Source organism: Mucilaginibacter sp. Mucisp73, from assembly GCF_059491465.1.
The window spans coordinates 1,382,308-1,397,284 of record NZ_CP168507.1; the positions used below are offsets into that span (position 1 = coordinate 1,382,308).

General features: G+C 43.8%; 13 protein-coding genes. 12 read left to right on the plus strand and 1 reads right to left on the minus strand.

Going from position 1 to position 14,977, the window contains the following annotated elements; genetic code table 11:
- The 8 genes from ACEN82_RS05925 (at position 1) to ACEN82_RS05960 (ending at position 10,616) form a co-directional block, all read left to right on the plus strand.
- Positions 1-1,491 carry a SusD/RagB family nutrient-binding outer membrane lipoprotein gene (locus ACEN82_RS05925; protein WP_413318220.1) on the plus strand — a complete coding sequence of 497 codons (1,491 nt, stop codon included), beginning with the start codon at positions 1-3 and terminating at the stop codon, positions 1,489-1,491.
- A 31-nt stretch (positions 1,492-1,522) separates the two neighbouring features.
- Complete coding sequence (locus ACEN82_RS05930; RefSeq protein ID WP_413318218.1) at positions 1,523-3,022, plus strand: DUF5689 domain-containing protein; 1,500 nt, start codon at positions 1,523-1,525, stop codon at positions 3,020-3,022.
- 110 nt (positions 3,023-3,132) lie between these two features.
- Entirely contained in the window at positions 3,133-4,548 is a 1,416-nt protein-coding gene (locus ACEN82_RS05935; RefSeq protein ID WP_413318216.1) for a calcineurin-like phosphoesterase C-terminal domain-containing protein, read from the plus strand.
- A 61-nt stretch (positions 4,549-4,609) separates the two neighbouring features.
- Entirely contained in the window at positions 4,610-5,443 is an 834-nt protein-coding gene (locus ACEN82_RS05940; RefSeq protein WP_413318214.1) for a glycerophosphodiester phosphodiesterase family protein, read from the plus strand.
- Between the two features lie 392 nt (positions 5,444-5,835).
- A complete protein-coding gene (locus tag ACEN82_RS05945) occupies positions 5,836-7,236 on the plus strand; it encodes an alpha-L-fucosidase (protein WP_413318212.1) in 1,401 nt (466 codons plus the stop codon).
- Positions 7,237-7,388: 152 nt separating this feature from the next.
- Positions 7,389-9,002 (plus strand): glycoside hydrolase family 95 protein, encoded by a 1,614-nt coding sequence (locus ACEN82_RS05950; RefSeq protein ID WP_413318210.1) that lies wholly within the window; start codon positions 7,389-7,391, stop codon positions 9,000-9,002.
- 49 nt (positions 9,003-9,051) lie between these two features.
- A complete protein-coding gene (locus ACEN82_RS05955) occupies positions 9,052-9,864 on the plus strand; it encodes a glycosyl hydrolase family 95 catalytic domain-containing protein (RefSeq protein WP_413318207.1) in 813 nt (270 codons plus the stop codon).
- Complete coding sequence (locus ACEN82_RS05960; RefSeq protein WP_413318205.1) at positions 9,861-10,616, plus strand: SGNH/GDSL hydrolase family protein; 756 nt, start codon at positions 9,861-9,863, stop codon at positions 10,614-10,616. Before ACEN82_RS05955 ends, ACEN82_RS05960 begins: the two co-directional genes overlap by 4 nt.
- A gap of 7 nt (positions 10,617-10,623) precedes the next feature.
- On the opposite strand, the gene ACEN82_RS05965 is transcribed toward ACEN82_RS05960, so the two are convergent.
- Complete coding sequence (locus ACEN82_RS05965; protein WP_413318203.1) at positions 10,624-10,890, minus strand: CHC2 zinc finger domain-containing protein; 267 nt, start codon at positions 10,888-10,890, stop codon at positions 10,624-10,626.
- A gap of 346 nt (positions 10,891-11,236) precedes the next feature.
- Between ACEN82_RS05965 and ACEN82_RS05970 the strand changes: the two genes are divergently transcribed.
- The 4 genes from ACEN82_RS05970 (at position 11,237) to ACEN82_RS05985 (ending at position 14,974) form a co-directional block, all read left to right on the plus strand.
- Positions 11,237-11,686, plus strand: coding sequence for a GNAT family N-acetyltransferase (locus ACEN82_RS05970; protein ID WP_413318201.1), 450 nt, complete (start codon positions 11,237-11,239; stop codon positions 11,684-11,686).
- Between the two features lie 126 nt (positions 11,687-11,812).
- On the plus strand, positions 11,813-12,181 hold the full coding sequence (locus ACEN82_RS05975; protein WP_413318199.1) for a hypothetical protein: 369 nt from the start codon (positions 11,813-11,815) through the stop codon (positions 12,179-12,181).
- A gap of 44 nt (positions 12,182-12,225) precedes the next feature.
- Positions 12,226-12,699 carry a Dps family protein gene (locus tag ACEN82_RS05980; protein ID WP_413318197.1) on the plus strand — a complete coding sequence of 158 codons (474 nt, stop codon included), beginning with the start codon at positions 12,226-12,228 and terminating at the stop codon, positions 12,697-12,699.
- A 514-nt stretch (positions 12,700-13,213) separates the two neighbouring features.
- Positions 13,214-14,974, plus strand: a complete 1,761-nt coding sequence (locus ACEN82_RS05985; protein ID WP_413318195.1) for an alpha-L-rhamnosidase-related protein — start codon at positions 13,214-13,216, stop codon at positions 14,972-14,974.
- Positions 14,975-14,977 lie beyond the last annotated feature (3 nt).

Here is a 14,977-nt window from a genome sequence, read left to right on the forward strand (position 1 = left end):
ATGAAAAGGAACGGATATATACTTATATCAATGATGATGTTGTTCGTTAGCATAATGTCGTCATGCAAAAAAGATTTTATTGAGCTTAATACCGATCCCAACGGTACGCCAAACGCCTTGCCGCAGCAATTGCTGGCACCCGCACTGGTAAACACATTGGGGACTAATATGCTTCGCGCTCGTAATTTTAATAACGAGTTGATGCAGGTTACTGTAGATGCCGGCGATTCGGAGGGCAGGGTGTTCAGGTATGACATTAAACGCACCTGGGCCGATGCTACCTGGAATGCCTGGTATACTCAGTTAACCAACTTTAAGGATATTTATACCATTGCGAGCAAGGAGGTTACCTACAACAAAACTTATATGGGGATCTCGTTGATATGCCAGTCATGGTTATATTCATTACTTACTGATACTTATGGCGATGTACCTTACTTTGATTCAAATAAAGGCAAGGACGGGAATTTTACGCCAAAGTTTGATAAGCAGAAAGATATCTACCTGGATATTTTCAAAAACCTGGAAGCAGCAGATACCCTGCTTAATGCCTCTGCAAATGTTGTTGCAGGAAGTGATCCTGTATTTAACGGGAATGCTTTAAAATGGCGCAAGTTTGGTAACTCACTTTATTTAAGATTGTTGTTAAGGGTATCGGGCAAAGGCGATGTTTCGACTGATGTGATAGCTAAGATCAAACAGATTGTTGACACCAACCCTGATGCTTACCCTATCATGGGCAGCAATGATGATTCGGCAGTGTTACGGTGGACAGGGTCCGGAGCTTTAACATCGCCGTTTATTGGTGGTGTGCGTGAACAGGACTGGCGGCAACCCGGTGTTTGCGAGTTTTTTGTAAACAATCTTGCTAAATGGGCCGATCCGAGATTGGTTAACAATCGCTGGTCGATTTCAAGTTATCAGGGAGGTATTCAGGGTATCCCGAGCGGTTATGCACCGGGTGAAAACGTTGGTATCAAATCATATTTCCAATCCACTACATCAACAACTACGTTAATGAACGACCCATTGATGGGTAACATCATGAACTATTCGGAATTACAGTTTATCCTTGCCGAGGCTGCGGCCAAAGGTTGGATAGCCGGAGATGCATCAGCTTACTACAAAAATGGTGTTCAATCGGGCATCACGTTCTGGATCCCAACCTATGCTGTTCCTATTGACACCTATTTAACAGCTGCTGATATAACGTGGGATAATGCTGCCCCGCTTGATGAAAAGATGGAGATGATCCACGTTCAAAAATACTATTCGATGTTTTACACCGATTTTGAGCAATGGTTTGAGTACCGCCGTACCGGTCACCCGGTATTGCCAAAAGGTAATGGTTTAAGGAACAACGGCATTATGCCGGCAAGGCTGCAGTACCCGGTTTACGTGCAATCGGCTAATCCGGATAGTTACAAAGCAGCTGTAGCAGCGCAGGGTGCCGACGAAATCAGCACACAGGTTTGGTGGCAGAAACAATAATAAACCGGTTTTAAACTAAGATATCCATAAAATGAAAAAGATATATTTATTACTGGCGCTTGCTACGGCTGTCAGTATAAGTTCATGTAAAAAGAATAAATATGCCGAAGGTACATTAAGCCCTATCATAGCTGTTGTTGACCTTAGAGCGATTTACAAAGGCTCGGATGTTGTGCTTAACAGCAGCAATATGGGCGGAGCAAAGGAAATAGTGGGCGTAGTAATTTCAAACGCAGCAGCAGGTAACTGCCCGGCCGGTTTATTGGTAGTACAAAATAATCGCAGGAATGCCGTCAGAGGTATTTCTCTGGAGATAGGCAACGCAGCTGCAAATTATGTTCCCGGCGATTCGGTAATAGTGCAAGTTGAGGGCGCTACACTTACCAAAGTAAACGGCAGTATGCGTGTTAAAGGCCTTACTGAAAGCTCAGTGAATAAAGCTGCCACGAATAAAGCCGTTAAAGTGCAGTCGGTTCCATCAGCAACGTTGCTGGCATCGCCCGATGTTTACGAAGGTACACTGGTTACGATAGCTAAGGCAGTAACTGATCCGGAGCCGCAGCAGGGCGAAACCTACGCGGGTGATAAAACCATTAATGACGGTTTTGGCAAAATAATAATGCATACAGAGGCTAACGCTGCTTTCGCAACTACCGAATTACCGTTCAGCGCTAATTTTACAGGCATACCGTTTGCGGTAACGTCTGGTGCAGATACCAAATTACAGCTTTGGCCGCGTACTATTGATGATGTGTTTACGCTTGCGGCTACGAAGCCATCGCCAATTATTATAACAGGATATCTTACCAATCCTTCGGGTAGTGACGCGGATTATGAGTATATCCAGTTAAAGGCAACTAAGGATATCGATTTTTCGGTAACCAGCTACGCTGTTGTAACCTGTAATAATGCGGGCACTAACCCGGCACCTGCCAATGGCTGGGCGCAAGGTTTAGCAAAAACTTACAAGTTTAATCTTACCTCGGGGTCTGTAAAAAAAGGACAGTTCTTTTATGTGGGCGGTAATAAAAATATCTGGGGTAAAGGCTCAACCGATATCAGCTCATCCAACTGGATCAACAGTACGATGTATGCCGAAGTGCCCGGCGCAGATTTCGGTAACGTAACTACCAATCTGTTAGCTAACAGTGGTAACGTTGCAGGTATCGCCGTATTCACCGGTACAACTGTCACTGCTTCAAGTGTTCCGCTTGATGTGATTATGTACGGCGGCGGTGGTACCGTGTACTCGGCTGGCCCGCCGGAGATTGGTTACCGCATCACCAATACCGATTACTACAGTACCATTAACCCGGTAACCCGCACCGAGCAGGGCTTTTATGGCGGTGGTTCCAATACATCAAAACTACCTTTACCAACCGATGGCTTATTTAGCCAGTTAGGCGGTGTTTACGATGCGCTTACCGGTAGATGGGTAGCCGGCAGAACTGTAACCAGCGTTACACTTACGTTGACGTCGCCAATTAGCACAATTGAAACGGCTACAGGCGTAACAACAATTCAAAATTAAAACCTCACCCCAACCCCTCTCCAAAGGAGGGGCTTTATATAACAGGATCAAAATATTTATTTAAGTCCTCTCCTTTGGAGAGGATTTAGGTGAGGCTAAAATATTATCAAATGAACAGAAGGTCATTTTTACAGGGCGTGGGCCTTATAACCGGCGGCGCGTTCATCTCGCTTCGAGCCAACGCGCTTACACAAATATTAACTGGCGATACAGTGAAAGGCCGGGTTACAGCCGGAAAAAAAGGAATTAAAGGCGTAGTGATATCTGATGGTTTTTCGGTAGCGCTTACTGATGATAAAGGCAATTATGAGCTTACGGCTCATGAAAAAGCCAAAAGTATTTTCATGAGCACACCATCGGGTTATGAGTTTAAAACAGATTATAATGTTGCCAAGCATTACGAAAACATAGGCGGCAGTTCGCATTTTGATTTTAAGCTGGAGCTTTTAAAAGTTGATGATAATAACCATCACTTCATCATCTGGGCCGATCCACAGGTGAAAAACAAAAAGGATGTGAAACAAATGATGGATACCTCGGTTCCCGACACTATTGCTACCATAAAATCATTGGGGAAAAACGCGTTGGTGCATGGCATTTGCGTAGGTGATATTGTTTGGGATAACCATGAGCTTTTCCCGGCCTATAATGAAGCTGTTGTTCAAATGGGCATCCCGTTTTTTCAGGCGATAGGTAACCATGATATGGATTACCGGCAGGGAGGCGATGAAACATCGGATGTTACTTTCAAGCAGATTTATGGGCCAACCTATTACTCATTTAACCGCGGTAAGGCACATTATGTGGTATTGGATAATGTTCGTTACCTGGGCACTGAGCGCGAATATGACGGTTATATCTCCGAAGATCAGTTAAGCTGGCTGGCAAAAGATCTGCAATATGTAAAGAAAGATGAATTGCTAATCATTAACCTGCATATCCCGGTATATAATCAGGTGAAAAATAACCAGGATTTTTATAAAGTGCTTGATGGTTTTACCAATGTACATATCATGTCGGGCCATACGCATTATCATGATAATAATATTGCCAATGGCATTTTTGAGCATAACCATGGCACCGTGTGCGGCGGCTGGTGGACAGGCCCCATATGCGTTGACGGCACCCCACGTGGATACGGTGTATATTCAGTAAACGGTACCGACCTGAAATGGTATTACAAATCAACAGGATTGCCTGCCGAAAACCAGATCAGTGTTTATGCCGAAAAACTAACCGATCAGATGCGCCTCATCGCGAATGTTTGGAACTATGACTCCGAGTGGAAAGTTGTGTATTATTTAGATGACAAACCAATGGGAGCTTTATCAAAAGAGCAGGGATATGACCCCTTATCAGTAAGTTTGTACAAAGGCAATCAATTACCTGCAGGCCGACACTTTGTGGAACCGCATGAAACAGAGCATTTGTTTGTAGCGTACTTTGATCCGTCGGTTAAAAAGGTTAGGGTTGAAGCTACAGATCGATTTGGGAGTAAATATTCAAGCGAATTAGATGCAAAATAAATTGAACATTGTTGCCGGAATAAGCCTTATCTTGTTATCAGGCTTTACTGTTGTTAAAAACATGGAATTAAAAAATGCAGATTTCCCCTCATTCACTGCCGAAGCGCATCGCGGCGGCAGGGGACTGAGGCCCGAAAACACCATTCCGGCTATGAAAAATGCCATCGACCAGGGCACTGTTACTACGTTAGAAATGGATACACACGTTACCGCTGATGGGCAGGTGGTTTTATCGCATGATGAATACGTCAATCCGTTGTTTTCACTTACGCCCGATGGTAAAGAGATCAGTAAGGAAGAAGCAAAGAACCTGATCCTCTATAAAATGAAATATGAGGATCTGAAAAAGTATGATGTAGGCTCAAAACTATACAGCAAATTTCCGCGCCAGAAAAAGATCAAAACCTACATGCCGCTGTTGTCTGAACTGATTGATTCGGTACAGAACTACATTAAGGTAAATCATAAAAAGCCGGTATTCTATAATATTGAAACCAAATGCTCGCCAGAAGGGGATGGTATTTATAATCCCCCTCCGGAAGAATTTGCGGAGCGGTTAATGGCTGTCCTGATCGAAAAGAAGATCCTGCCTTATGTGGTTATCCAGTCTTTTGATAAACGCACATTACAGATCATCCACAAAAAATACCCTGATGTGCGTACTTCTTATCTTATTGAAAACAAAAAAACGTTTGAAGATAACATAGCCGATCTGGGTTTTACCCCATTCATCTACAGCCCGGATTATAAACTGGTTAATGCCGACCTGGTAAAAAAATGCCACGATGCAAAGATTAAGGTATTGCCATGGACAGTAAATACAAAAGCCGAAATTGAACAGCTCAAAAGCTTAGGTGTTGATGGTGTGATTACGGATTATCCGGATTTGTTTTAGTGAAACAACTTGCCGCCGCTCGGCTCCAGCCGAGTGGCAACTATCACGCGGCCTCCGGCCGCCGCAAATAATACAAGCGTTTATTTCTTGCTCACTCCTGCGCTCATTTATAATGAGTGCTTAATATGGTCTTGCGTTTGTAACGCAACCGGGCGATACAATCGCCAAATCATTTTAAGCGCTCGTTGCAAACAAACGTAAGTTTAAACACGACGGCCAGAGGCCGCAAAATAGTTGCCACTCGGCTGGAGCCGAGCGGCGGCATATGTTTTTATCCTCGACACGCCAAATAAGCTGAATGTAATGTCAATTTCCGATAATCTAAACATTAAATTTAAATGTGATATTGCAGTTGTTAAAACGTTTTATCACATTTAACCAACAACCCAATCATGTTTAAATTAAGAGCTATATGCTTAGCAGCCCTTTGTGCGGCTTCACTCTCACTAAAAGCACAAACGGCCCGGCAGCCTGTAAAACCGCTTGCCCAGCTTCAGCAGGAATTTGTCGACCTGCGCTTTGGTATGTTTATCCACTTTAACATCCCAACCTATATGGATCAGGACTGGGCCGATCCTGATGCTTTGCCAACTATCTTTAACCCTAAAAAACTGAATTGCGACCAGTGGGCAAAGGCCGCTAAATCGGCCAATATGACCTATGGTTGCATTACCACCAAGCACCACAGCGGTTTTTGTATCTGGGATACCAAAACAACCGATTATAACGTGATGAACAGTCCCCTGAAAAAGGATGTGGTTAAAGAATATGCTGACGCGTTCAGGGCTAATGGTTTAAAAGTGTTCCTGTATTATTCTATATTGGATACCCACCACAGGTTAAGGCCAAACATGATCACGCCGAAGCATATCGATATGGTTAAAGCGCAAATCACCGAGCTGATGACCAAATACGGCGAGATTTCGGCCTTGATCATTGACGGATGGGATGCTCCGTGGTCAAGAATTTCATATGATGATGTACCGTTTGAGGAGATCTACACATTGGTAAAATCATTGCAGCCTAATTGTTTGGTTATGGACTTAAACGGCGCCAAATACCCCGCCGAAGGCATGTATTATACCGATATCAAAACTTACGAAATGGGGGCAGGCCAGCGTGTATCAACAAAAGATAACCGTATGCCAGCCATTGCCTGCTTACCATTGCAGGCTAACTGGTTTTGGGAAACAAGCCACCCAACAACCCCGGTTAAGGAGCCTGCTAAACTGGTTAACGATATCCTGAAACCATTGAATAATGTCGACTGTAATTTTATCCTGAACGTAGCACCCAACCGCGATGGTTTATTTGACGATAACGCCCTTGCCGCACTTAAAGAGATTGGTAAACTTTGGAAAAACGAAGGTCCGGTAGCTAAACTTTCTACGTTGGATGCGCCGATCATCTCATCAAACATTGCAAAAAATCAACCGGCAAGCTCAAGCTGGAGCGATGATTCGGCTATTATGGATTTTGCCAATGACGATGATTTTCATAGCTCATGGGTGTCAAACCCAACAGTTAAAAATCCGTGGTACGAAATCGATTTTAAGAAAGACCAGGCACTGAACACCATTGTTATTGCCGAAGAAAAACCGAATATTTCACATTACCGCCTGGAATATTACCTTAACGGAAGCTGGAAGCCCTTGTTTGATGGTGATAATGCTAACAAGATTAAAGTTCACCGTTTTGACAGGGTATGGGCCGGCAAGGTTCGGATCTCGATAGATAAAGCCGAGCACCAGGTGTCAATAGCCGAGTTCCAGGTTTATAACGAAAGAAGATAATACACTATAACTGACTACTTACTAAGGAAGACCCGCCCGCAAAGCGGGTTTTTTTGTACAAGGTAAACCGTTTTGTATAATAAAATGCCAATAAGCATTATTTTTTATCGTTGTTGCATTGGTATACTTGTAAAAACAATTTTAACCTATTTATGAACCAAGGCCTGAAAACAACACTCCTGTTTGTAGTTTTACCTTTATGCATGCAATTGATTGCGCCCAACGCAAACGCGCAGAACAATACTTTATGGTATAAAAAGCCCGCAAAGGTGTGGACGGAAGCTTTGCCCATCGGTAACGGCCGATTGGGTGCCATGGTTTTTGGTGGTGTTGATGATGAATTGCTACAGCTTAATGAATCTACCTTATGGTCGGGCGGGCCGGTGAAGCAAAATGTAAATCCCGGTGCATTTCAATACCTGGCGCAGGTAAGGGAGGCACTGTTTAAAGGTGATTACCAAACCGCAAGGGACCTCACTAAAAAAATGCAGGGCCTATATTCTGAAAGCTATCTGCCCATGGCCGATATGCATATCAAACAATCATATAATGGTGATAAGACCGGCAGCTATTACCGCGACCTCAACATCGGCAACGCTGTTGCTACAACAAAATATACCGTTGGCGGCGTAAGTTATAAACGCGAAATTTTTGCTTCGGCACCCGATAAGGTAATTGTTATCCGGTTTACGGCTGATAAGGCTAAACAGTTAAACCTTAAAATAAATACAAGCAGCCAGCTTCGTTTTCAAAAAGAGGTGCTGAATAAAAATGTATTGCAGCTAAGCGGCAAAGCTCCGGCACATGTTGAACCAAGCTATGTTGATTCAAAAAATCCGATAGTTTATGCTGATGATGACAAATGCAGGGGCATGCGGTACGAGGTGCTGGCAAAGGCCGTAAGCAGTGATGGTAAAATAACTGCCGATACAAGCGGGATCACCGTAAAAGGGGCATCAAGTTTAACGCTGTACGTTACCGCAGCCACCAGTTTTAAAGCATACAACCAATGCCCTGACAGAGACGAAAAGGTTGCGGCCCAATACCTTGATAAAGCTGCTGCCAAACCTTATGCACAGTTGCTTGCCGCTCACCTGGCCGATTATCATCGCTTTTTTAACAGGGTAAGCCTTAAAATTAACGATAACAAGGGTAGCCATGCCGAATTGCCTACCGATGAAAGGCTTGCACTGTACAATAAAAACCAGGGGGCCGATCTTGGCATTGAAGCTTTATATTTTCAATACGGCCGCTACCTGTTAATAAGCAGTTCAAGAACACCGGGCGTACCTGCTAACCTTCAAGGCATCTGGAATAAAGAATTACGTGCGCCATGGAGTTCAAACTATACCAGCAACATCAATGTGCAGATGAACTATTGGATGGCTGAGGATTGTAACCTTACGGAAATGCATCAGCCTTTATTTGAACTGATCAAAGGGTTATCCGAAACAGGAACCGAAGTTGCCCAAAGCTTTTATCATGCTAAAGGTTGGGTAACCCACCACAATACTGATATCTGGGCATTAGCCAATCCGGTAGGTGATCTCGGCCACGGCGACCCCGCATGGGCTAACTGGCCAATGGGCGGCGACTGGCTAACCCGCCATTTGTGGGAACACTATTTATACACCGGCGATAAAGCGTTTTTAAAAAATACAGCTTACCCTTTAATGAAAGGCGCCGCCGAATTTACCTTTGATTGGCTTGTGCCTGATGGTACCGGGCACCTGGTAACCGCGCCGTCCATGTCGCCCCGAGAATGAGTTTATTTATGCTGAAGGCAAAAAGTCGGATGTTTCGGTTTCCACTACTATGGATATGGGCATCATCCGCGATCTGTTTGATAACCTGATCTCAGCAACTAAAGTGCTGGGTGTTGATGCCGCTTTCAGGGATTCACTTATCGCTAAAAAAGCTAAGCTAATCCCATACCAGATAGGCAGCAAAGGCCAGTTGCAGGAATGGTATAAAGACCAGGAATCGCCCGACCCGCACCATCGCCATGTATCACATTTATATTCTGTTTATCCGGCCAATGAAATCTCGGTTGCTGCAAACCCGGAGCTGGCAGCCGCGGCAAAACGCTCGTTAGAGCTGCGCGGGGACGAAAGCACAGGCTGGAGCCTGGCCTGGAAAGTAAACCTGTGGGCCCGGTTGAGAGATGGTAACCATGCCTACAAACTTTACCGCGACCTGCTGCGCTTAACCGGCGAAAGCGGATACAACTACAGCGAGGGCGGGGGACTTTATCCAAATATGTTTGATGCCCACCCACCGTTTCAGATAGATGGTAACTTTGGCGGCACCTCGGGTTTGGCCGAAATGCTGCTGCAAAGCCAGAACGGTAATGTACACCTGCTACCTGCATTACCCGATGCCTGGGCAAATGGTGAAATTAAGGGTTTGGTAGCGAGGGGCGCATTTGTAGTTGACATGAAATGGGCAGCGGGCAAGGTTGTGACCGCCCAAGTGTTATCAAAAACAGGCGGCACCTGCCATATTATATCTAAATCTAAACTGACAGTTAATGGTTTAAATGCTACTCCTGTTAAAGTAAAAGAGGGGTATGAGTTGGTGATCAACACCGAAAAAGGCAAATCATACCAATTAGTAAGCAGCATATGAGCAACAGCAGGAGAGATTTTTTAAAGAAAGCATCGCTGGCGGGCGCAGCAGCAATGGCAGCACCGGGATTGGTATCAGCATCAGCAAAGAATGATGATTATTTGCCAGATGATGGCATTGGAAAAACTTTTCTTTTCCAGGGCGATTCGATAACCGACGGCGGCCGCAGTTATGATAAAGACTGGAACCATGTTTACGGTCAGGGCTACGCTTATTTGATAACTGCCCGTATTAATTTTGATTATCCTGGCCGTGATTACCAGTTTTTTAACCGGGGCAGCAGTGGCAATACCGTAAATGACCTTGCAGCACGCTGGCAAAAGGATACGTTGGATATTAAGCCCGATGTATTAAGCATACTGATAGGCATTAACGATGTGCACAGGGTAATAATGCAGAGCGATAAAGCAACCGCCGAAGATTTCGCCAATGCTTATGATAGGATGTTAACACAAACCAAAGCTGCGTTACCCGATGTTAAGCTGATCATGTTAGAGCCTTTTATTTTACCAGTTGGTATGGTAAGCAAGAACCCGGAGCTATGGACAACTGAAGTTCAGAAACGACAGGTTATGGTTAAGTCACTTGCTTCAAAATTTAACGCCATTTTTGTGCCTTTGCAGGATGTGTTTAATAAGGCTTTACAAAAAGCCAAAGCCGAGCATTGGATCTGGGACGGTGTTCATCCCATGCCCGCCGGTCATGAGCTCATTGCCCGTGAATGGATGAAGACTGTTAAAAAGCTGTATTAAGTTTTCCCTAATTACTTCCCGTAATCATTTGAATTGCCTCTTCGCGGGTTTTGTGTTCAATGGCCATTACAAATTCAACAGGGCCGCCGCCTTTACCGCAGCCAAAGCATTGAAAAATATTTTTTTCGGGCGATACCATCAGGGAGGTTGCCTGGTCTTTATGGAAAGGGCAGCGGCCTTTTAAATTTCTCCGGCTTTCTTCAAGCAATACATATTTTGAAACAATTCGTACAAGATCGGCCTGTACCGGCGACAGGGAATGAGATGCAGACATGTTGGGTAATAGAATGATTAATTTATCAGGCTGCGAAAATAATTTTTTACAAGGTTTGAATAAGGGATTGTTGAAAAAAATGTGATTTCCACGGGACAAGATAATGCCTCTTTATCACAAGTGGTAATTTACATAGCAACAGGGCACCACTTTTATTTAGGCGCCCACATGCTAAGTTGATGGATGTTTAACAGATGGCTTGTTCTGCGCATTCCTAAAACAAGTTCGGTATGACTTTTTTTTTGTAACTGGCCATGCTTTCTGCTTTTCTCAGAAATATTTACTTTAGCGACACAAGCAAATCGGCAAAAAACTTTGCGCCTTTGCGAGAGAAAAATCAAACACCATGAACTACACTCAAATTTGCAAAGCTTTTAATGATTTAACCGTTACCGAGTTGTACCAATTACTGAAGCTAAGGAGCGAGGTATTTGTAGTTGAACAAAATTGTGTGTTTTTAGACACCGATGATAAAGACTACGCTTGCCACCATCTGTTATTGTTTGATGATGATCAGGAACTGGTGGCTTATGCCCGTATTGTACCCGCGGGTAAATCATATGCCGAAGCATCAATTGGGCGTATAGTTAGCAGCAAAAAAGTACGCGGTACAGGTGTAGGTAAATTACTAACCCGGGCCGCTATCGATCAAACTAAAAAGATCTATGGAGATGTGCCTATCCGGATAGGGGCACAGTATTATGCTGTTAAGTTTTATGAGCAGTTGGGCTTTAAAATGGAAGGGGAAATTTATGAAGAGGACGGCATCGACCACATCGAAATGATCAGGGTTTAATAAAACGTTTAAACATCATCTGCATAAAAATACCTTTTACCGATTGCTTTTGCCTGCTCAACGAATTTGGTGCATATCTTAAGCGCAGGGGAGCTAATTTTATGTCATAACATTAAACGCTGTACCATGAAAACATTGCAGTTACCACCCGACTCGAGAGACCTTGCTAAAAATAGGATCCGCAAAGCAGACACCCAACTGAAAAGGGCAGTCGTACCGCCAATTGCCAAATATTCAAAACCTGTTTCAGATAATTTTCTGAAACGTTTTTTTCCCGACGATTCCCCGGAAAATCTGAGCACTACAGAGGCTGTAATCCGCGGGGCTTTGGTGTTTACTATGCCTGTACTGTCATCTATTGACTGGAATTATCATACCCATGCCATGATTATCATAGCCCCGGTAATATTTTACCTTGAGGTAACTGCATTTACACTATATTGCCCTGTGAAAAGGCTGTTTAGTAATTATACTCATCCATCAAAATATGAGTAAGTTATAAAACAAAAGATCTATCAACCACAAAAAAACACAATATCATGAAAACAAACATCGGAATTAATGAAGCAGACCGCCAGGCCGTTTCAGATCAGTTAGCCAAATTGCTGGCTGATGAATTTGTACTGTACACCAAAACCCGTAATGCCCACTGGAATATTGAAGGTCCCGACTTCCATTCAATGCATGTGTTTTTTGAACAGCAATACAACGAGCTTGATGAAATTATGGACAGCGTGGCCGAACGCATCCGTAAGATAGGCCATTACGCGCCTGCTACTTTAACCCAATTATTACAACTTACCCATTTAACCGAAAAACTTGATCATAAAAATGATAGCCTTGGTTTTTTGAAAGAATTGCTTGAAGACCATGAAAGCATCATCGAGTTTATCCGCAGTAATATCGATCCTTTTGTTAGCAAGTACAATGATGCCGGTACCAGTGATTTTATTACCGGCCTGATGGAAACACACGAAGGCATGGCCTGGATGCTCAGGTCACATTTCAGATAAGATCCCCGTTTGAATAACACTTTTCGGCTCATATGGTCTTCCGGATGCAAACGGAAGACCATGAGCGGAAAGTAAAATGACTATCTCTGCATTATTGTTCAGCTTGCTCATGGTAAGTTAGTTGTTGATGATAATCCTATTGCCATGCAAATCTTTTGCACCTTCGGCACATTTTTTTCTTGTTCCTGAAGTAAGATCTTCAGAGGAGAGCGTTAAATACAATCGATAATATAGTGTATTAAAAAAAGATAGTACAGGATGCCAGATCATGATGAAAGCGTTAGTATTGTTTAATTATAAACTTACCGGCTTTGACGATAAATCTGTATCATTTGGTATTTAGTCTTCGGTAATATCTTCAAAGAAAGCGCGGTTAACGAACTTGAATCGATGAAAAAGACTATGTTTAACCACGCAATTAAAAGCAGTGGGAAATATGCCTTTGCCGTCGCATTTTCCATTGTGTACCCTTTTTAGAGGGAAATTATAAAAGTAGGCAAAAAGGTATTTTCACATGAAGAAAATCATCGGTATACTCATATTGACTATCCTCTGTTTTATTTGCGAGGCCCAAAAGCTTCCTCCGGTTTTTGATGCTAAGCGATCTGCCGAAGCGCAATCTACAGAAACGGTAAGGAAATATCTTTCACCGGTCCGCATTCTTTGGAGATCGCCGAATGCAGCTACCAATATTATCAATACCGAAAAACTGCTGAAGCAAGGTGATGGACAAGCCAATCTTTCAGGCAATGACTTGTGCATTCTTCAAAGCAATGAAAAAGGAAAGCCCGGTTTATTGCTTGATTTTGGTAAGGAATTGCACGGCGGTTTGCAATTGGTAACCGATCAGTCGAGGGGTGGCAAGCCGGTGAGGGTGCGTATCCGTTTTGGCGAATCGGCAAGCGAGGCCATGTCAAATATCGATACCATAAAAGGCGCTACGAACGACCACGCTATGCGCGATATGATCATATCCCTGCCATGGTTGGGTAAGCTGGAAATCGGTAACACCGGTTTTCGCTTTATACGGATAGATTTGGTGGATGATAACAGTCAACTTAAGCTGAAAGAAGCAAGGGCTATTTTTGTTTACCGCGATATCCCTTACCTCGGCTCATTTAAATGCAGTGATACGCTGCTTAACAAAATATGGCTTACCGGTGCATACACCGTACATCTCAATATGCAGGATTATCTTTGGGACGGTATTAAACGCGACAGGCTGGTTTGGGTAGGAGATATGCATCCCGAAACATCAACCATTGCCGCTGTATTTGGCGATAATCCGGTAGTGTCAAAAAGTCTTGATTTGGCCCGCGATATTACCCCTTTGCCCGGCTATATGAACGGGATGGTATCTTATTCTATGTGGTGGATCCTGATCCAACGCGATTGGTATATGCACACCGGTAATTTGAAATATCTGCAGCAGCAGAAAGCTTACCTGGTAAAGTTGCTGAATCAGTACGCAGTACAGGTTGATGCAAACGGCAGCGAAAAGCTGGACGGCGCCGGTCGGTTTTTAGACTGGCCATCGAGCGAAAACAAACCTGCTATTCATGCCGGTTTACAGGCCATGCTGGTGATGACCCTGAATGCCGGTGCCGAACTCTGCAAAATATTGAAAGATCCGACCACGGCCAAAAAATGCGAAGCCGCGGTTGCAAAACTAAAAACCAATGTGCCGGATGCCGGCGGTTCAAAACAGGCTGCAGCCCTATTGGGCTTATCGGGTTTACTCCCTGCCGAAAAAGCAAACGATATTCTTTCTAAAGATGGAGTACACAATTACTCAACGTTTTTTGGTTATTATATGCTGTTGACCAAAGCCAAAGCCGGCGACTACCAGGGTGGCATTGACGCTATCCGCAACTTTTGGGGACCGATGCTGAACCTTGGCGCTACTACTTTTTGGGAAGATTTTAATATCGACTGGTTGCCCAACGCTTTGCGGATAGATGAGTTGGTGCCCGATGGTAAAAAAGATATCCATGGTGATTATGGCGCTTATTGTTATAAAGGTTTCAGGCATAGCCTTTCGCATGGCTGGGCATCAGGGCCAACACCGTGGTTAACCGAGTATGTGCTGGGTGTAAAGGTAATAGCGCCAGGTTGTAAGGTAATTAAGATTGAACCCCATTTGGGCGATCTGAGCTTTGTCGAAGGAACTTATCCAACGCCATATGGTATTGTGAAAATTAAACATGTTAAGCAGGCTGATGGTAAAGTGAAATCGGTGATTAATGCCCCAGCTGAGATTAGAGTAATTCAATAAATA